General features: G+C 64.6%; 18 protein-coding genes. 5 read left to right on the top strand and 13 right to left on the bottom strand.

Annotated features, from left to right (window positions below; all coding sequences use genetic code 11):
* From NUH87_RS05435 to NUH87_RS05480, 10 genes are all read right to left on the bottom strand, one after another.
* On the bottom strand, positions 1–720 hold the full coding sequence (locus tag NUH87_RS05435) for a response regulator transcription factor (protein WP_338526734.1): 720 nt from the start codon (positions 718–720) through the stop codon (positions 1–3).
* Positions 721–840: 120 nt separating this feature from the next.
* Positions 841–1,473: a TetR family transcriptional regulator C-terminal domain-containing protein gene (locus tag NUH87_RS05440; RefSeq protein ID WP_338525088.1), complete on the bottom strand. Its 633-nt coding sequence runs from the start codon at positions 1,471–1,473 to the stop codon at positions 841–843.
* 48 nt (positions 1,474–1,521) lie between these two features.
* Positions 1,522–2,223 carry an NAD(P)H-dependent oxidoreductase gene (locus NUH87_RS05445; RefSeq protein ID WP_338525089.1) on the bottom strand — a complete coding sequence of 234 codons (702 nt, stop codon included), beginning with the start codon at positions 2,221–2,223 and terminating at the stop codon, positions 1,522–1,524.
* A 39-nt stretch (positions 2,224–2,262) separates the two neighbouring features.
* Positions 2,263–3,888, bottom strand: a complete 1,626-nt coding sequence (locus NUH87_RS05450) for an ABC transporter ATP-binding protein (protein ID WP_338525090.1) — start codon at positions 3,886–3,888, stop codon at positions 2,263–2,265.
* A gap of 2 nt (positions 3,889–3,890) precedes the next feature.
* A complete protein-coding gene (locus NUH87_RS05455; protein WP_338525091.1) occupies positions 3,891–4,721 on the bottom strand; it encodes an ABC transporter permease in 831 nt (276 codons plus the stop codon).
* Between the two features lie 3 nt (positions 4,722–4,724).
* Positions 4,725–5,684 (bottom strand): ABC transporter permease, encoded by a 960-nt coding sequence (locus NUH87_RS05460; protein ID WP_338525092.1) that lies wholly within the window; start codon positions 5,682–5,684, stop codon positions 4,725–4,727.
* A 14-nt stretch (positions 5,685–5,698) separates the two neighbouring features.
* Positions 5,699–7,300, bottom strand: coding sequence for an ABC transporter substrate-binding protein (locus NUH87_RS05465; RefSeq protein ID WP_338525093.1), 1,602 nt, complete (start codon positions 7,298–7,300; stop codon positions 5,699–5,701).
* Between the two features lie 75 nt (positions 7,301–7,375).
* Positions 7,376–9,463, bottom strand: a complete 2,088-nt coding sequence (locus tag NUH87_RS05470) for an acetate--CoA ligase family protein (protein WP_338525094.1) — start codon at positions 9,461–9,463, stop codon at positions 7,376–7,378.
* Positions 9,464–9,481: 18 nt separating this feature from the next.
* Positions 9,482–10,642, bottom strand: coding sequence for an acyl-CoA dehydrogenase family protein (locus tag NUH87_RS05475; protein WP_338525095.1), 1,161 nt, complete (start codon positions 10,640–10,642; stop codon positions 9,482–9,484).
* An 18-nt stretch (positions 10,643–10,660) separates the two neighbouring features.
* The gene (locus NUH87_RS05480; RefSeq protein WP_338525096.1) at positions 10,661–11,452 is read right to left on the bottom strand and encodes an enoyl-CoA hydratase/isomerase family protein; all 792 of its coding nucleotides are present in this window, start codon (positions 11,450–11,452) and stop codon (positions 10,661–10,663) included.
* A 344-nt stretch (positions 11,453–11,796) separates the two neighbouring features.
* On the opposite strand from NUH87_RS05480, the gene NUH87_RS05485 reads away from it, so the two are divergent.
* The gene (locus NUH87_RS05485; RefSeq protein WP_338525097.1) at positions 11,797–12,999 is read left to right on the top strand and encodes an MFS transporter; all 1,203 of its coding nucleotides are present in this window, start codon (positions 11,797–11,799) and stop codon (positions 12,997–12,999) included.
* Positions 13,000–13,060: 61 nt separating this feature from the next.
* On the top strand, positions 13,061–13,657 hold the full coding sequence (locus NUH87_RS05490; RefSeq protein WP_040066732.1) for an NUDIX domain-containing protein: 597 nt from the start codon (positions 13,061–13,063) through the stop codon (positions 13,655–13,657).
* A 7-nt stretch (positions 13,658–13,664) separates the two neighbouring features.
* On the opposite strand, the gene nadE is transcribed toward NUH87_RS05490, so the two are convergent.
* Genes nadE through NUH87_RS05505 form a run of 3 tightly spaced genes read right to left on the bottom strand, consistent with a single transcriptional unit; the run spans position 13,665 to position 16,380 of the window.
* On the bottom strand, positions 13,665–14,492 hold the full coding sequence (gene nadE, locus NUH87_RS05495; protein ID WP_338525098.1) for an ammonia-dependent NAD(+) synthetase: 828 nt from the start codon (positions 14,490–14,492) through the stop codon (positions 13,665–13,667).
* 1 nt (position 14,493) lies between these two features.
* Entirely contained in the window at positions 14,494–15,723 is a 1,230-nt protein-coding gene (pncB, locus tag NUH87_RS05500) for a nicotinate phosphoribosyltransferase (RefSeq protein ID WP_338525099.1), read from the bottom strand.
* 3 nt (positions 15,724–15,726) lie between these two features.
* Positions 15,727–16,380 (bottom strand): isochorismatase family protein, encoded by a 654-nt coding sequence (locus tag NUH87_RS05505; protein ID WP_338525100.1) that lies wholly within the window; start codon positions 16,378–16,380, stop codon positions 15,727–15,729.
* A 168-nt stretch (positions 16,381–16,548) separates the two neighbouring features.
* Between NUH87_RS05505 and NUH87_RS05510 the strand changes: the two genes are divergently transcribed.
* Genes NUH87_RS05510 through NUH87_RS05520 form a run of 3 tightly spaced genes read left to right on the top strand, consistent with a single transcriptional unit; the run spans position 16,549 to position 18,336 of the window.
* Positions 16,549–17,094, top strand: coding sequence for an adenylyltransferase/cytidyltransferase family protein (locus NUH87_RS05510; RefSeq protein ID WP_338525101.1), 546 nt, complete (start codon positions 16,549–16,551; stop codon positions 17,092–17,094).
* 1 nt (position 17,095) lies between these two features.
* Positions 17,096–17,812, top strand: a complete 717-nt coding sequence (locus NUH87_RS05515; RefSeq protein ID WP_338525102.1) for an NUDIX hydrolase — start codon at positions 17,096–17,098, stop codon at positions 17,810–17,812.
* 8 nt (positions 17,813–17,820) lie between these two features.
* Entirely contained in the window at positions 17,821–18,336 is a 516-nt protein-coding gene (locus NUH87_RS05520; RefSeq protein WP_338525103.1) for an NUDIX hydrolase, read from the top strand.
* Positions 18,337–18,479 lie beyond the last annotated feature (143 nt).

Raw genomic sequence — 18,479 nt, forward strand, 5'->3', positions numbered from 1 at the left:
TCAAGCCGCCCTTGAGGTCCGGGCGGTGAACAGATAGCCCGCCCCATGGATGGTCATGATCAGTTCCGGCGCGGCCGGGTTGTCATGGAGCTTGCGCCGCAGGCGCCCGACCAGGACATCGATGGAGCGGTCGCTGGGCAGCCATTCGCGGTTGCGCAACTGCTCCATCAACTGGTCGCGGCTCAGCGTGTGGCCAGCGTTGCGCATGAACACGTTGAGCAACTGGAACTCACCGTGGCTGAGCAGGGTTTCACTGCCGTCGCCGGCCTTCAGGCGACGGCGGTCGGCGTCCAGGGTCCAGTCGGCGAAATGCTCGAGATGCGGGCTGGACAGCGTCGACATGACCGGTTGCAGGTGACACACCCGGCGCGTCAGGTTGCGGGCACGGGAAACCAGCTCGCGCAGATTCAGGGGCGTATCCAGGTAGTCGTCGGCACCGCATTCCAGACCGGCGATCCGCTCGCCATCGTCGTTGTGCTCGCCGATGAGGATGATCCCGATCTCCGAGCGCTGTCGCCATTGGCGGGTCAGGTACAGGCTGTCCGCCCCCGGCAGCTGCCTGTCGAGCAACACCAGCGCCACCGGGGAACCGCTCAGGCAGGCCTCGGCCTGCTCGGCGGAGTCGACGCAGTGAACCTCATACCCATCCTGGGTCAGACACGCCTCCAACTGTTCACGGATCAGCCGATCATCTTCGACGATCAGCACGCGCGGCATCACCTTCATGACCTGGCTCCTGTTCGTGCCGCGAACGGCCGATGCTTGTAATTATGCGAAGCGGTAGGAATTTGCGATGCACTGTAGCGCTTACTGAACACTTGATCAACAAGCTGCGAAAGGCTATTGGATGAAACGCCGATAGCCGCCCATTTGCAGGCCATCGACCCAGGCTTCACAGATCTGCACGCCCTGGGCCGGGCTGAAGGTGCTGGGGTTGAGCCCGCATTCCAGCCACAGGCCGTCGAGCAAGGCGCTCAGGCCGATGGCCACCAGGCCACTGTCGAACCCGTTCCAACCCTCCTCTTCGGCCAGCAGGGTCAGGGCATTGCCGATGATGGTGCGGTACTCGCCATAGGAGTGATCGTGCGCGCGGTTGATGGCCTCAGCGGTTTTCACCGCGCCCCAGAACGCCAGCCAGGCTTCGAGCAGTTCGGGGTCGAGCAGGCGCTCGGAGAACGACGCTTCGAAAAACGCCGACAGGTGCCGGCGGGCGCCACTGCCCGCCTTCGCCACCGAGTCGCGCAACAGGCCCATGACCTGCCCGGTGATCTGCAGGTAGGCATCGGCCACCAGTTCGTCCTTGCCGGTGTAGTGATGGCTGATCAAGCCCACCGACACCCCGGCTTCGGCGCAGATCTTGCGGATCGAAGTGCCGACAAAGCCGTACTTCTTCAGGCAACGCAAGGTCGCGGCGACCAGATTGGCCTTGCGCAATTCGGGGTCCATACGCAGAAAACGCGCTTCCTCGGCCATAGTGCTCCTGCCCTCTTCAAGGTCGATGGCTGACTGTACAACGTCATGTCAGCGGATGGGATACAGCGCCTCGTCGAACTGTGCCAGGCGCGGGAAGACCAGGGGACTGTCCTGGTCGAGGTTTTCCAGGCGCTGATGGTAACCGACCAGGAATTGCTCGCGGGAATCGGCACTGATATAGGGCACGTGCCAGGCCACGAACGGCGGCAGCACGTCGAGTCCGACATAGGCCAGGGTGCCACGCAGCAGCGGACGCAACATGTCTTCCAGCGGGCCGTGGATCGCGTCCTCGCCGAACATGTGCTCGCGTCCGCCGAGGGTGACGCTGACCAGCGCTTTTTTGCCCGCCAGGCCGCCCTGGTCGTAGAAGCGCTTGCCGCCGTAGCAGACGCCGGACACCAGCACCCGATCGATCCAGCCCTTGAGGATGGCCGGCACGGAGAACCAGTAGATCGGGAAGTTGAGGATCAGCAGGTCGGCCCAGAGCAGCTTGTCCAGCTCCTCCTGGATGTCCGGGGCGAGGCTCCGGGTCTTGACGCCGAGCCGTTGTTCCAGGGCATAGACCAGGTAGTCGGGGTTGTCCCGGGCGGAGAAGTCCTCGGCGCTGGCGACCGGGTTCCAGTGCATGGCGTAGAGGTCGGACACCTTCACGGTGTGGCCCTCGGCTTGCAGGGTCTGGACCGCCTGGTCACGCAGCGCGGCGGTGAAGGATTGCGGTTCGGGGTGGGCGTGGACGATCAGTACGTTCATCAAGGGGCCTTATCGTATTGTTCAAAAAGATCGTGTCGGTCAGACGCTGGGGGCACGCTGTTGCAGAATCCGGTCCAGCCAATCCGGGTCCATCTCCGGCTCCGAGGAAAACAGCAGGCCGGTGTAGTCGCGGTGCGGCGGTGTGAAAATCGCCTCCCGGGCGCCGGCGTCGACCACCCGCCCGCGCTGCATCACCACCACTTCATCGGCGATGGCCCGCACCGTCGCCACGTCGTGGGTAATGAACAGGTAGGACACGCCCAACTGCCGCTGCACCCGGTCGAGCAACTTGAGAATCCCCTCCGCTACCAGTTGGTCCAGGGCCGAGGTCACTTCGTCGCAGATGATCAACTGCGGCTCGGCAGCCAAGGCCCGGGCGATGCAGATCCGCTGCTTCTGCCCGCCGGACAGCTCCGACGGCAGGCGCTCCATGAACTTGCCCGGGTCGAGCTCGATCATCTCCAGCAACTCGGCCACCCGCTGGCGCAGGGCCTTGCCCTTGAGCCCCAGGTAGAAGGCCAGCGGCCGGCCAATGATGTCGACAATACGCTGGCGTGGATTGAGGGCGGTATCGGGGATCTGGTAGATCATCTGGATGCTGCGTAACTGTGCCTTGCTGCGGTGGCGATAGTCCGCCGGCAATACCTCGCCGTCGAACAGCACCTGGCCGGCACTCGGTTGCAGCAGGCCGGTAATCAACCGCGCCGTGGTGCTCTTGCCGCTGCCCGACTCGCCGATCACCGCCAGGGTCTGGCCGCGGTAGAGCCGCAGCGAGACATCGTGCAACACGGGCTGGCTGCTGTAGCTGGCCGAGGCGCCGCGCACTTCGAGCAAGGGCGCGCCCTGCGCAGGTCGCCCCTTGGGCTCGGTACGAAAGCTGCGCACCGCCCACAGCGACCTGGTGTAGTCCTGGCTCGGCGCCTGGAGCATCTGCCGGGTCGCCGCCTCCTCCACCAACTTGCCATGGCGCAGCACCATGATCCGGTCGGCCATCTGCGAGACCACCGCCAGGTCGTGGGTGATGTAGATCGCGGCCATGCCGAAGCGCTTCACCGCATCGCGGATCGCCGCCAGCACTTCGATCTGGGTGGTGACGTCCAGCGCCGTGGTCGGCTCGTCGAAGATGATCAGGTCCGGCTGGCAAGCCATGGCCATGGCGGTCATCGCCCGCTGCAACTGGCCGCCGGAGACCTGGTGCGGATAACGCCGGCCAATGCTCTCCGGGTTCGGCAGGCGCAACACCCGGTAGAGCTCCACCGCCTGGGCCTCGGCCTCGGCACGCGGGATCCCGCCATTGATCACGGCGGTCTCCACATGCTGGTCGATCAGCCGTTGCGCCGGGTTGAACGAGGCCGCCGCGCTCTGCGCCACATAGGCAATACGCAAGCCGCGCAGCTTGCGCAAGGCCTCGGCGCTGCACTGGCGCAGGTCCTGGCCGTCGAAATGAATCGAGCCGCCGGTGATGCGGCAACCGTCGCGGGTATAGCCCATGGCGGCCAGGCCCAGGGTCGACTTGCCCGCCCCGGACTCACCGATCAGGCCCAACACTTCGCCCCGCGCCAGGCTCAGGTCGATGCCCCGCACCAACGGATGCCAGGCGTCGTCGTAGTGCCCTTCGATATGCAGGTCGCGGATCTGCAACAAGCTCGGGTTCGGTTCGTTCATGCTCAACATTCCTTCAGCCCGCTGGAGCGATAGAGCATCCAGTCGACGACAAAATTGACCCCCACCGTGAGCAACGCTACCGCCAGTGCCGGCAACAAGGGCGTGAGGTCGCCGAAGGTGATCAGCACCGCGTTGTCACGCACCATGCTGCCCCAGTCGGCGGTCGGCGGCTGGATGCCCAGGCCGAGGAACGACAGCGCGCTGATAAACAGAAAGACGAAGCAGAAACGCAGGCCGAACTCGGCGATCAGCGGTGCCGCCGCGTTGGGCAGGATCTCCCGCGTCACCAGCCATACCGTGCCCTCGCCGCGCAGCCGGGCCGCCTCGACAAAGTCCTGGACCACCACATTCATCGCCACCGCTCGCGCCAGGCGGAACACCCGGGTCGAATCCAACAGCGCGATCACCAGCACCAGCGAAGTCGCGGTGGTGCCCACCACGCTGAGGATCAGCAAGGCGAAGATCAGTTGCGGAATCGCCATGAGAATATCCACCAGCCGCGACAGGCCCATATCGACCCAACCGCCCTTGAGCGCCGCGACCAGACCGGCCAGGCCGCCCGCCAGGAACGCCAGCAACGTCGTGAGGAAAGCGATGCCCACGGTATTGCGGGCGCCATAGAGCAGGCGGCTGAGCATGTCGCGCCCCAGGTTGTCGGTGCCCAGCAGGAACTGCGCGCCCCAGGCGGCGAAGCCATCGCCCACCACCTGGGTTTCACCGTAGGGCGCCAGGTGCGGCGCCAACAGTGCCACCACGACATACAGGACAATCACGCAGAAACCGAATTTCGCACTCCAGGGCGCGCGGATCAGCTCTTTGAATACGGACTTCATGGGCTACCCCTTCGGATGCATCAGGCGTGGGTTGCTGGCAATGGACAGCACATCGGCCAGGGTGTTGAGCACGATGTAGGTCGCGGCGAAGATCAGGCTGCAGGCCTGGACCACCGGGATATCGCGCTTGGCCACCGAGTCCACCAGCAACTGGCCGAGCCCCGGATAGACGAACACCACTTCGACCACCACCACGCCCACCACCAGGTACGCCAGGTTCAGCGCGACCACGTTGACGATGGGGGCCAGGGCATTGGGCAAGGCGTGGCGAAAGATGATCCGGCCCTGGCTGATGCCCTTGAGGCGGGCCATTTCGATGTAGGGGCTGGCCAGCAGGTTGATCAGCGCGGCGCGGGTCATGCGCATCATCTGCGCGACCACCACCAGGCCCAGGGTCGCCACCGGCAGCACCGAGCGTTCCAGCAGCATGCCGAAGGAGGCATCCGGCGGCAGGTTCGACAGGCTCGGCAGCCAGCCCAACTTGACCGAGAACAGCAGGATCAGCAGGTAGGCGACGAAAAACTCGGGGAACGACACCGCGCTCAGGGCAACGGTGTTGAGCAGCCGGTCGAACCACGAATTGCGATACAGCGCGGCCAGCATCCCCAGCACCAGGGCCAGGGGCACCGACACCAACGCGGCCAGGCCGGCCAGGCACAGGGTGTTGCCCAGGCGACCGCCCACCAGTTCGGCGATGGGACGCTGGTTGGCCAGCGACGTCCCCAGGTCGCCGCCCAGGAGATGCCCGATCCAGTGCACGAAACGCCACAACGGCGGCTGGTCCAGGCCTAGTTGGCTGCGGAACGCCGCCAGGGTTTGCGGCGTCGCCGACTGCCCGAGCATGGCCTGGGCGATGTCGCCCGGCAGCAGCCCCACCGCCAGGAAGATGATCACCGACACCGCGAACAACGACAGCAGCCCCAGCGCCAGGCGCTGGGAGAGCAATTTCAGAATGCTGTTCATCTCACGCTCCCGCCTCAGGCCTGCCACCAGCGCTCGATCAGCCGCAGGCCATCCAGTTCGCCATAAGGCGCGGTGAGCCCACCGTGGGCCACGCGGGTGGAACGTGCCGCCACGGAGCTGGCGAACAGCGGGATGATCGCGCCGCAATCGTCCCGACAGATCGCCTGCATTTCGTTGTACATCTCGCGCCGCAACGGGTCGTTGAGTTCACCCCGGGCCTGGTTGAGCAGTGCGTTGAAGCGCGGGTTGTCCCAATGCGACTCGTTCCATGCCGCGCCCTTGGCATAGCCGATGCTGAACATGCGGTCGGCGGTCAGGCTGCTGTACCAGAACGAGGTGGTGAAGGGTTGCTTGTTCCAGACGTTGGAGAAGAATCCGTCCGCCGGCTCGCGCACCACGTCAATGTCGATACCGCTCGCCCTGGCCTGCTCCTTGAACAACACCGAAGCGTCCACGGCTCCGGCATAGGCCGCGTCACTGGCTTGCAGGCGGACCTTGAGCGAATCCACCCCGGCCTTGCGCAGGTGGAATTTCGCCTGCTCGGGGTCGTACTTGCGCTGCGGCAGCTGGGTATTGAGAAAACGGCTGCCGGGCTGGATCGGATGGTCGTTGCCCACCGCGCCATAGCCCTTGAGCACCGACGAGAGCAGCGCTTCGCGGTCGATGCCGTGCTTCATCGCCAGGCGGATGTCGTTGCTCTTGAACGGGTCGCTGTCGCAGAGCATCGGGAAGGTGTATTGCTGGGCGCCCTTGGTTTCCTCGATGACCATGTTCGGGTTGCGCTTGAGCAGGCCGACGGTCTTCAGGTCGACCTTGTTGATGACATCGACCTGCCCGGTGATCAGCGCGTTGACCCGCGCCGCGCCGTCGGAGATGGCGAGCAATTCCGCCCCGTCGAAATGCGCGCGACCGGTTTTCCAGTACCCGGGGTGGCGCTCCAGGGCCATGCGCACGCCGGGCTCGAAGGACTTGAGGCGATACCCGCTGGTGCCGACGCCGGCACGCCAGTCGGCCAGGCCGTCCTTGGCGGGCATGATCACCAGGTGATAATCGGCGACCACATAGGGGAAATCGGCGTTGCCCGAGTGCAGTTCGAAGGCCACGCTGTCGTTGCCGGCGGCGCGCACCGCGACCACTTCGCCGAGCACGGTCTTGGCGGCGGAGGTGGATTTTTCGCCGAGGTGATGCTGGATCGAGGCGACCACATCCTCGACGGCCAGAGGCTTGCCGTTGTGGAATTGCACCCCTGGACGCAGCTTGAAGGTCCAGATCCGCGCATCTGGCGAAGACTCCCAGCTTTCGGCCAGTTCCGGGATGGCGGAGCCGTCCACGGCGATTTCCACCAGGGTGTTGTAGATCGCCGAGAAGCCGACGAAGGTGAAGGTGTCGCTCCAGGAGCCGGGATCGTAGGAATCGGAAGTACTGCCGCCGGCCAGGCCCAGGCGCAGGGTGCCACCGGGCTTGGGGGTGGCCTCGGCGGCCCAGCCGTTCAGCGGAAAGCCCATGGAAGCGGCGGCGCCGGCCAGCCCGGCGACGGCGCCGAGCTTGAGGAAGTCGCGGCGCTGCAGCGAGAGGCCGTGGGAGGGTTGAGGAATCTTGTTGTTATTATCGCTCATCGAATTGCCCCTGTTACGTTGCGGGAAAAGGGTTCGTTTGCTGACTGTGCTATTGCGCGGAATCCTCGTTACACCTCAGACCAGCCGAATCAAGGCATCCACCGCCACCGCGCCTTCGGCGTTGACCAGCAGCGGATTCACATCCAGCTCCAACAGCGGTCCGGCGTTTTCGTAGGCGTAGTCCGCCACCGAGCGAATCGCCTTGACCAGGGCCAACATGTCCACTGCGGGCCCGCCACGAAAGCCGGTCAGCAGCGGCGCACAGCGCAAGCCCAGCAGCGCCTGGTGAATGGCCTGGTCGGTGGTCGGCAGCAACAGGCTGCAACTGTCCTTGAGCAGCTCCACCAGAATCCCCCCGGCGCCGATCACCAGTGCCAGGCCGAAACCGGCTTCGCGCTTGATGCCGACGATCAGCTCCGCCAACGGCGCCGAGGCCATGCGCTCCAACAGCACCTGGTCGAAGACCAGCCCCGGCGCATGCCGGGCCAGGTTGCCGCGCATGGTCTCGAGCGCGACCTGCAACGCCGCCTCGTCCTTGAGGTTGAGGGCGACGCCACCGGCCTCGGTCTTGTGCGGCAAGTCGGCACTGACCACCTTGAGTACCAGCGGATACCCCAGATTGCGCGCCTCGGCCAAGGCCTGCTCCGGACGACACAGCCGACCTTCGGGCAACGGCAGGCCGAAGGGTCGCAAGGCTTGCTTGGATTGCCATTCATCCAGCAGCCGGCCGCTGCCCGCCCACGCGCGGGGACACACGAGCGCCAACGCCGCCTCGCCCCCCGCCAGCAAAGCCTCGCGCCGACGGCGGTAATGCGCGATCCGGCCCCAGGCCGCCAACCCATCCTCCACCCCTTGCAACGCCGGTACGCCGTGTGCGTGCAGACGCTCGCGGGCATGGGCCGGTAGCAATTCGGGAAAGGCCGAGGCGACGAAACCGCGCTTGCCATGCCGCTCCAGGCACTCGCAATACAACTCCAGCAAGAGGTCGCACTCCTTGCGCTCGCCGGTAAATTGCGCCGGATAATCGAGCACCAGCAAGGCGGCATCGGCCGGGGTACGCATGGCGCTGTCCAGCATCTTTTCCAGGGCGTCGCGATCGCCCCAGATCGCCGTGGTGAAGTCCAACGGATTGACCAGGTTGGCGTAGCCGGGCAGCACCTGCGCCAGTTCGCTGCGCTGGCCGTCGTCCAGGGCGGGCAAGGTCAGGCCGTTGCGCTCGGCATAATCGGCGATCAACCCCGCATCGCCACCGGAGCAGGCCAGCCCGGTGAGGCTCGGACCCGCCGGCAAATGACCGCAGGCCGCGGCCTTGAGGGTTTCGACAAAACTCACCGGGCCACTGACCCGAATCACCCCGAGACGCGCGAACAGGCTGTCATACAGCGCATCGGAACCGGCCAGGGAACTGGTGTGACTGAGGGCCAGTTCGGCACCGATCTGCGAAACCCCGGTTTTCAGGGCGATCACCGGAATGCCTTTCTCCAGCGCCTTGTACGCGGCACGGGCAAAGCCCTGGACGTTCTTCAAGCCTTCCAGGTGCAGGCCGATGGCGGTGACGCGCGGCTCATCGAGCAGCACGTCCATCAGTTCCGCCACGCCCAACTGCGCCTGGTTACCCACCGAGGCCATGTAGGCCAGGGGCAACGAACGGTCGCTCATGGACAGGTTGTAGGCGAAGTTGCCGCTCTGGGTCAGCACCGCCACGCCCTTCTCCACCGCCTTGCCGCCGTGGGCCACCGGCCACAGCGCGACATGGTGCAGGTAGTCGAGCAAGCCGTAGCAGTTGGGCCCGAGCAGCGCCATCTCGCCCGCCGCCTGTAGCAGTTGCTCCTGCAAGGCCTGCCCCGCTTCACCGGTTTCGGCAAAGCCGGAGGCATAGCAGATCGCCCCGCCCGCGCCCCGGGCCGCCAGTTCGGCGACGCAGGTCAGGGTCAGTTCACGGTTGGTGGCGATAAACACCGCGTCGGGTCCACAAGGCAGGTCCGCGACCGACGCCACGCAGGGAATGCCGTCGAGCTCGGCATGCTGCGGGTTGACCAGCCACATCCGGCCCTGGAAGCCGCCGTCGGCGCAGCGCTTGAACGCCCGCGCCATGCTGCGTCCGCCGACGAACGCCAGGTGGCGCGGCGCGAGCAAACGCTTGAGGTTGTCTCTGATGGACATCGTGTTCTCCTGGTACGATCAGCGCAGCAGTGGCCGCAGCAGTTCTCGGGAAATGATGTGGCGCTGGATTTCCGAGGTGCCTTCCCAGATCCGCTCGATCCGCGCATTGCGCCAGATCCGCTCCACCGGCCCTTCGTCCATCAGGCCCATACCGCCGAATATCTGCACCGCTTCGTCGGCGGCACGCCCCAGCACTTCGCTGGCGAACAGCTTGGCCATGCCGGCCTCGCCGTCGGTCATGGTGCCCTGGTCCATTTTCCAGGCGGTGTGCAGGGTCATCAGTTCGGCGGCGCGGATTTGCGTGGCCATGTCCGCCAGCTTGAAGGAGATGCCCTGGTAAGTGCCGATGGCCTGGCCGAACTGCTTGCGATCGGCCGACCATTGCAGCGCCACATCCAGCGCGCGCTGGGCCTGGCCGACACAGTTGGCCGCGACCATCACCCGGCCGGCGGTCAGCCAGGCATTGGCGACCTCCCAGCCCTTGTCGACTTCGCCGAGGACCTTGGAAGCCGGGACGCGGCAGTCGTCGAAGAAGATCTCGCTGGTGTGATAGCCGCGGTTGCTCACGCATTTCGGGCCGCGGCGGATGGTCATGCCGGGGGTGTCGCGGTCCACCAGGAACGAGGTCACGGCGTTGCGCTTGCGGCCGTTGTGTTCGTAGGTGTCGGTCACCGCGAAGACGATGGCGAAGTCCGCGTGTCCGGCGTGACTGATGAAATGCTTGCTGCCGTTGAGCACGAAGTCATCGCCATCGCGTACCGCGCGGGTCTTGATCGCATTGGCATCGGAGCCGGCGCCCGGTTCGGTCAGGGCGAAACAGTCGACCTTTTCACCGCGCACGCACGGCAACAGGTAGTCCTCGATCTGCGCGCCGGTGCAGGCCATCAGGATCTTCGAAGGCCGGGCGACGAACACGTGCAGCGCCCAGGACACCTTGGACAGCTCGCGCTCGATCAGGGCCTGGGACAGGTAATCGAGACCGCCGCCGCCGACTTCTTCCGGCATATTGAAGGCATAGAAGCCCGCCGCAATGGCCTTGGCGCGAATCTGCGCGGCCAGCTCCGGCGGTACCGCGTCGGCGCGGTCAACGGCTTCTTCATGGGGCAGCAGCTCCTTTTCGACAAAACTGCGCACCGCGTCGACCAGCATGTCCTGCTCTTGGGTCAGTTGGAAATTCATGGAATACCTGCTGTTCGGTTACTGGCCGATAAAATGGGGGAGGCGTTTTTCCACGGCGGCCTGCAGCGCTTCGGCGCCATCGCGGCTGCGGCCGCAGAGCAGTCCGGCGGCCTGTTCGGCCTGGAGCTGTTCGGCCAGGCTGCGCTGGACACCGTCGCGGATCAGCACCTTGGTCTGGGCAAAGGCGAAGGTCGGACCCGCCGCCAGTCGCGCGGCCAGTTCGGCGACGGCGGATGGCAGTTGCTCATCGGCGCAGACCTCACTCACCAGGCCCGTGGCCAGGGCGCGGTCGGCGCTCCAGAGTTCGTCGAGGAACAGCAGGCGCTTGGCCTGCTCCGTGCCGATCAGGCGCGGCAGGTGCCAACTGGCCCCGGCGTCCGGCGAATAGGCCATGCCGGTGTAACCAGCCTTGAACCGCGCCGATTGCGCGGCCAGGCGGAAATCGCAGCACAGGCTCAGGTCCATCCCGGCCCCCACCGCCGTGCCGTTGATGGCGGCAATGGTCGGCTTGGCGAAGCCGTGCAGGCGGTTCATCAGGACGTGGGCGGTTTCGGTCCAGCCGTAGCTTTCGAGGATCCCGCGGCGTTCGGCATCGGCCCATTCGGCGAGGTCCGCGCCGGCGCAGAAGCTGCGTCCGCTGCCGGTCAGCACCAATACCCGTACCGCCGGGTCGGCGGCGTGGCGATCGAGCAGTTCGATCAGTGCCTTGAGGGTGGGAATGTCCAGCGCATTGCGTTGCTCGGGACGGTTGAGAGTGATCCGGGCGATGCCGGCCTCGACCGTGTCGAGCAGTGTCGGGTGGGAGGTCATGAAGGGCCCTCGTCTTGTTGTTCTTGAGCGTGAGGTGAAGTGCTGGAGCCGATACTAAACAAGTGTTCAGTAAGACCGCAATCTCTCGGGAAAATCCGAAGAGCGCCGGATTTAAAGGGCAAGCCATTGATTAAAAATGAGATTTATAAAATCGAAGGCGATGCTGCGGGCAAGTTGTTACATCTTCGAACAACTCCCCCTGATGACGGCCCTGGCGGCGAGGCAGGCGAAACAGAGGGCTCGGGACAATCAACACGGCTGATATCGACTATGCCTGTGATCGTCTTACTCCGGCGCCCGCCAGTCTCTAGACTCGCTTTCCACCTGTTCCAGAGCCTTCGCCGATGAATAACCATCCTCACGCCGCCCCCGTCATGACCCGTGCCCTGGTGATGCTCTTCGCTTTCTGCTGCGGTGCCATCGTGGCCAACATCTACTACGCCCAGCCGATCATCGAACTCATCGCCCCGGACCTCGGTATTTCCGCCCACAGCGCCAGCCTGATCGTGTCCCTGACCCAGATCGGCTACGCCCTGGGCCTGTTTTTCCTGGTGCCACTGGGCGACCTGCTGGAAAACCGCAAGCTGATGCTCGGCACCGCGCTGATCGCGGTGATCAGCCTGGTGGCCGCCGGCCTGGCCCGGCAGCCCGGGGTGTTCCTGGTGGTGTCGCTGCTGATCGGCTTCAGCTCTGTCTCGGTGCAGATCCTGATCCCCCTGGCCGCCCACCTGGCCCCTGAAGAATCACGCGGGCGCGTGGTGGGCGGGATCATGGGCGGCCTGCTGCTGGGCATCCTGCTGGCACGACCACTGTCCAGCGTGGTCGCCGATCACTTCGGCTGGCGCACGGTGTTTATCGCCGCCGCCGTGCTGATGCTGTTCATCATGCTGGTGATCCTCACCACCATGCCCAAGCGCCAACCCAACCACAGCGCCAGCTATGGGCAACTGCTGGGGTCGCTGGGGAAACTGTTTCGCGACCAACCGGTGCTGCGTCAGCGCGCCTGGTACCAGGGCCTGATGTTTGCCACCTTCAGCCTGTTCTGGACCGCCGTGCCCCTGGAGCTGTCGCGGGTCCACGGCCTGTCGCAATCCGAGATCGCCCTGTTCGCCCTGGTCGGTGCGATGGGCGCCCTCGCCGCGCCGCTGGCCGGTCGACTCGCGGATGCCGGGCATACCCACCGGGCGTCCTGGCTGGCGATGTCGCTGGCGACCCTGAGCTTTGCCCCGGCGTTGATCCATCCGGCCTACAGCGTGATCGGCCTGGCCGTGACCGGGGTCCTGCTGGACTTCGCGGTGCAGATGAACATGGTGCTCGGACAGCGCTCGGTCTACGCCCTCGACGCCGCCAGCCGCGGTCGCCTCAACGCCCTGTACATGACCAGCATCTTCATCGGCGGTGCCAGCGGCTCGGCCCTGGCCAGCGTGCTGTATGAGCAAGGCGGCTGGCTGGCGATCATGGCCCTGGGCAGCGCGATGCCGCTGGTGGCGCTGTTGAGTTTCCTGACCGTCGCCAATCGCCAGAAGCGTCAGATGGCGCTGGCATAATCCCGACAAAGACGACGCTCCCTTGTATGATCTGCGCTTTGCACACCACAGGGCGTGGATCATGACCGCAACGAAAGACCGGGTTCGCATCGTCGACAGCACCGTCCTCTCGGACGACTGGTACCTGCTGAAGAAAACCACCTTCGATTTCCTGCGCAGTGACGGCACCTGGCAGCGGCAAAGCCGCGAGACCTATGACCGTGGCAATGGCGCGACCATCCTGCTGTTCAACCGCGAAAAACAGACCGTGGTGCTGACCCGGCAATTCCGCTTCCCGGTGTTCGTCAACGGCCACGACGGCATGCTGGTGGAAGCTGCCGCCGGCCTGTTGGAGAACGCCTCGCCCGAGGACCGCATCCGCGCCGAAGCCGAGGAGGAAACCGGCTACCGCGTGCAGAACGTGCAGAAGATCTTCGAGGCCTACATGAGCCCGGGCTCGGTGACCGAGAAACTGCATTTCTTCCTCGGCGAATACGATGGCGACAGCAAGGTCAGCCACGGTGGCGGCCTGGAAGCCGAGGGCGAGGACCTGGAGGTGCTGGAGCTGTCCCTGGACGACGCGCTGCACGCCGTGCGGCGCGGGGAGATCGTCGATGCCAAGACCATCATGCTGTTGCAGTACGTGGCCTTGAACAAGACCCTCGACACCCCGCGCTGATCCCGGCTCACACCGGTGCGTAGGGCAAGGCCCGCTTGTGTGCGGTCCTGGCGTAGGCCGCCTCGATAATCGTGCGGGCCTGCGCCGACACCGGTTGTCCCAACAGGTAGGCGTCGATCTCGGCATAGCTGCAGCCATAGGCGACCTCGTCCGGCTTGCCGGGCAGCAGTTCCTCCAGATCGGCCGTCGGCGCCTTGTACACCAGTGGTTCCGGCGCCCCCAGCGCCGAAGCCAGCCGCCGCACCTGGCCCTTGGTCAAGCCGGACAAGGGCGCCAGGTCGCAGGCACCGTCGCCGAACTTGGTGAAGAAGCCCATCAACGCCTCGGCGGCGTGATCCGTGCCGACCACCAGCCCGTTGACGAAGTTGGCGAGCGCGTACTGGGTCATCATCCGAGCCCGGGCCTTGACGTTGCCTTTGACGAAATCCACCTGCGCCGGGGTTGCTTCCCGACCCTCGACGCCAAGGCTGCCCATCAAGCCCTCCACGCAGGCCGAGATATTCGCGGTGCTGACCTGGTCCGGCCGGATAAACGCCAGGGACGCCTGGGCGTCGCTTTCGTCGGCCTGGGTCCGGTATGGCAAGCGCATCGCGATAAAGCGGGCCGTGCCGCCCTCCTCCCGCAACTGCTCCACCGCCAACTGACACAGCCGACCGGCCGTCAGCGAGTCGACGCCGCCGCTGATCCCGAGCACCAGCGCCTCGCAACCGGAGCGTTTCAACACCGCCTTGATAAAATCGATGCGACGGGCCAGTTCCGCCGCCTCATCGCCCGGTGCCAGTTGCCGGTTCACCCCAAGCGCCGCGGCAATACGATCCTGATTCTCGGTTCCCATCTCACACCCCCAGTTGCTGGTTGATTTCAGTCACGTTGAACACCTGCGCCGCATAGCGCAGGAACGAAGGGTCTTCACAGACGTTCTTCACCGGGTCATCGGAAAACTTCACCACCGGTTCGCCGTGGACCCGCACCAGCTTCATCACGATGCTCAGCGGTTCGACCCCCTCGACATCGCAGGCCAGGCTGGTGCCCATGCCGAAGCCGAACCGGGCCTTGCCGCGGACGTGACGCAAGATCGGCAGACAGGTCTCGAAGTTCAGGCCATCGGAGAACATCAGCTCCTTGGTCATCGGATCGATCCCCAGTTGCGCATAACGCGCCAACACCTTGTCGGCCCAGGCAAGCGGGTCCCCCGAGTCCTGGCGCAGGCCGTCGTAGAGCTTGGCGAAATACAGGTCGAAGTCCTTGAGGAAAAAATCGGTGCTGATGCAATCGGTCAGGGCGATCCCGAGACGGCCGCGGTATTCGCGCACCCAGTTTTCCAGCGCCGCATTCTGGCTTTCCCGCAGGCGACCGAGTTGCTGGTGCACCATCAGCCATTGGTGGGCCATGGTGCCAATCAGCGGCAGGTCGAACGCGTAGGCCAGGTGCGCATTGCTGGTGCCGACGAACACGCCGGGGAAATCACGCCGCATGATGTCCACCACCTCGCGCTGGGCGCGGAACGACAAGCGCCGGCGGGTCGAGAAGTCCGAGACCCGCAGGTCGGCCAGTTCGTCGCGGCTGAGGTTCTTCTCCAGCCATTCGAACTTCTGGTAGAGCTTGCAGCTGACGTCTTCCAGGGCCACGTCTGGATATTTGTCGCGGTTGCGCAACTCGCTGACCAGCGCCAGTACCGGCTGTTCGAACATGATGCAGTGCAACATCGGGCCACGGACGCGGATGCTCAGTTGACCGTCGACTTCAGCGACCTGGATGTAGCGCAGGTTGAAACGGAACAACTCGAGGAATTGCTCGAAGTCCGGTGTCAGGTACTCGCGAAAACGCCGATTGAACAGGAAACGCAATTCGCCTTCGCGCATTTGCAGGTCGGCGAGTTTTTCCAATTCGAGGCGCAGCTCGGGGATCAGGTGCGTGAGTTTTTCCCGGGAACGCACGATGAACTGATATTCCACCTCGACATTGGGGTACTGGTGCAGCACCGCCTGCATCATGGTGAAGGTGTAGTAATCGGTGTCCAGCAGTCCCTGGATGATGCCGCCTTCGCGGTTGAATACGCTTTCCATGACTTACTCCTTGTGGCCCGCCGCGCGGACCAGTTCTTCGCGACTGTCGACGACCTCGATACCTGCCTGTTGCAGGTCGTGGACCGCCTGCTGTGCGCCTTCGGCACTGAGGGCGCGACAGGCCGGCAGGAAGACGATGACCTTGAACCCCGCCCCCGCCAGTTGCAGCGCGGTGGTCTTGACGCAGAAATCCAGGGCCAGGCCGCCGACGATCACCTGCCGGACTTGCCGGGCGTTCAGGTACTCGATCACACCGGTGGAAAGCTTGTGATGGAGGTCGTGGAAGCAGGCGCCGTAAGGGTGCAATGCCGGCTCCACGCCCTTCCAGACGAAGTAGTCGTAGTCTTGCGGCGCCGGCAGTTCGTCGAGCAGGGTGAAGCCTTCGGTGCCGGGTACGCAGTGGCTGACCCAGGTCAGGTCGGCGTGCTCGAGGCCGATGGGCTTGAGCATCTCCTCGTGGGAGCCCACCACCCAGGGCGCCTGGGGACTGTGGGCGTCCTTGCTGCCGACGCGGATATCGGCCAACGAGGCCATGAAGTTCAGCTCGGCACCGATCAGGTGGCCGCCCACCACCGGCAGTTCATCCGGGCAGAGCGGCGTGAAGCCCTTCTGGGCGTCGACATCGAAGGCGGCGGTCTTGATCACTTGAGCGTTCATGGCAGGTTCTCCCTTTGCGATGAAACAAAGGTACACGTCATGTACTTTCAATGCAAGCACGATATTTCTGATTTTAAGCAGTTCAAACCTTGACAGGATTTCTTAAAAAATAAGCCTCTTGATACATAAGTACATGACGAGTACCTTAAAAACAAAGGAGACCCATCCATGTACGAACTCGCAATCTACGGCGGCGCCTTCAACCCCCCTCACGCCGGTCACGCCCAGGTGATGATCGAAGCGTCCCGTCACGCGCGCTCGGTGTGGGTGACGCCGTCCTTCAGGCATCCCCATGGCAAGCGTATGGCCGAGTACGAGCGACGCCTGGGCTGGTTGCAATCGATCGTCGAACGGGTGCGTCCGGCCTGCTCGTCGACGATTTCGGTGTGCCGGATCGAGCAGCAACTGGCCCGGGACAACGAGACACCTGTCTACAGTTATGAGCTGCTGTGTGCCCTGGCCGAGATGACCGGCCTGCCCACCCGACAGATCGCCCTGGTGGTCGGGCACGACGTCGCCGCGCAGCTGCCGGACTTTCATCTGGGCGCGCAACTGCTCGAACGTTTCTCGGTACTGTGCGTGGAAGAACAGGCTGGCGTACGCAGTACATTGCTGCGCGAGCGATTGGCGCTGGGCGAAACATTACCCACCCACTGGATGGCACCCGGGATGGATCCGGTAGACTACGGCGTCTATGCCGCACACAGGAATTGATATGCCGGACCGTACCTCCACCGCGCCGAAGAAAAGCGACTACCTGCACACCGTCGACCTGTGCGCGCTCTTCTACTGTCGTGACGCCCAGTCCCTGCAAATCCTGCTGCACCAGCGCGAGGCCGATCCCTTCCAGGGCCATTGGGCCTTACCCGGCGTGGTGGTCAACGGCGCGGTGGCCGACCTGACGCTGGAAGACGCGGTGGAACGCTTGCGGGCCAGCGACAAGGTCGACCTGCCGCTGGCCTGGATCGAGCAGGTGGGCACTGTGGGCGACGCCTTTCGCGACCCGCGCTGCTGGTCATCCTCGACCTTCTACCTGGCCATCGTCAGTGAAGAGCCGACCCTGAACGAGCAACAGGCCTGGTTCGATCTCGACAGCGTCGCCAACGGTTCGGTCAGGCTGCCCTTCGATCACAACGCCCTGGTGGCGGCGACACAGGAACGGCTGTTTTCCAAATCGCTGTACAGCAGCCTGCCGCTGATGTTTCTCGGCCCCGAGTTCAGCGCCCCGGAAGCCACCGCGATCTTTTCCCGGGTGCTGGCGCGGCCGGTGCTCAAGACCAGCACCCGGCAACGCTTGCTGAAGATGACCGACGCCGGCTACCTGCGTGAAACCGGGCGCAAGAAACAGGGTGACGGCGGCCGACCGCAAGCCACCCTGGAAAACCTGAAACCTGATGCCCTTTATCTGTTCGACCGCTGCTTTCTGGAGTAACGCCACGCATGAAGCCCGACACCGAATCCCAATGCCTGCTGCACACGCCCTATTTCGATGTGGTCAAGGAGCGGGGTTATTTCATCGTCAAGGAACCCCAGGCCATCAATGGCGTGGTAGCGGTGCCCGTGCTGCCGGACGGACGCCTGATGCTGGCGGTGCTGCAACGCCGGGCCATCGGTGCCCAGTCGATCGAGTTCCCCCGTGGCGCCATCGACAGTGGTGAGACCGCCACCGATGCCGCCGCTCGCGAGCTTCTGGAGGAGACCGGCTGGCCGGCCCTGAAGGTCACGGAACTGGGCCTGCTGCACAGCAACACCTCACTGATCGCCAGCGCGGTTTCCGTCTGCCGAGTGGACATTGATGGCGAGGCCGTCGAAAGCACCGATGGCGAGGTCGACAAGGTGCTGTTCGTCAGCCTGGCACAACTCAAGGCGATGATTGCCGCAGGCAAGATTACCGATGGGCATACCTTGTCGGCGGCGATGATGCTGATCGCCCATGCAGAGGTTGCGTCCGCGTAAACCAACGCTCCCCCCGCCATTCCCCTCCCGATCCACCCGGCATGGCCCCATGCCGGGCCTCCATCATTACCGTCGATGGTCACCATCGACCCAATGAAGTTCTCTTAAAAATCCAGTCGCGTAACCTTTGCTCCATACCCAAC

The sequence above is a fragment of the Pseudomonas batumici genome (genome assembly GCF_036585405.1).
Taxonomy (GTDB): domain Bacteria; phylum Pseudomonadota; class Gammaproteobacteria; order Pseudomonadales; family Pseudomonadaceae; genus Aquipseudomonas; species Aquipseudomonas batumici.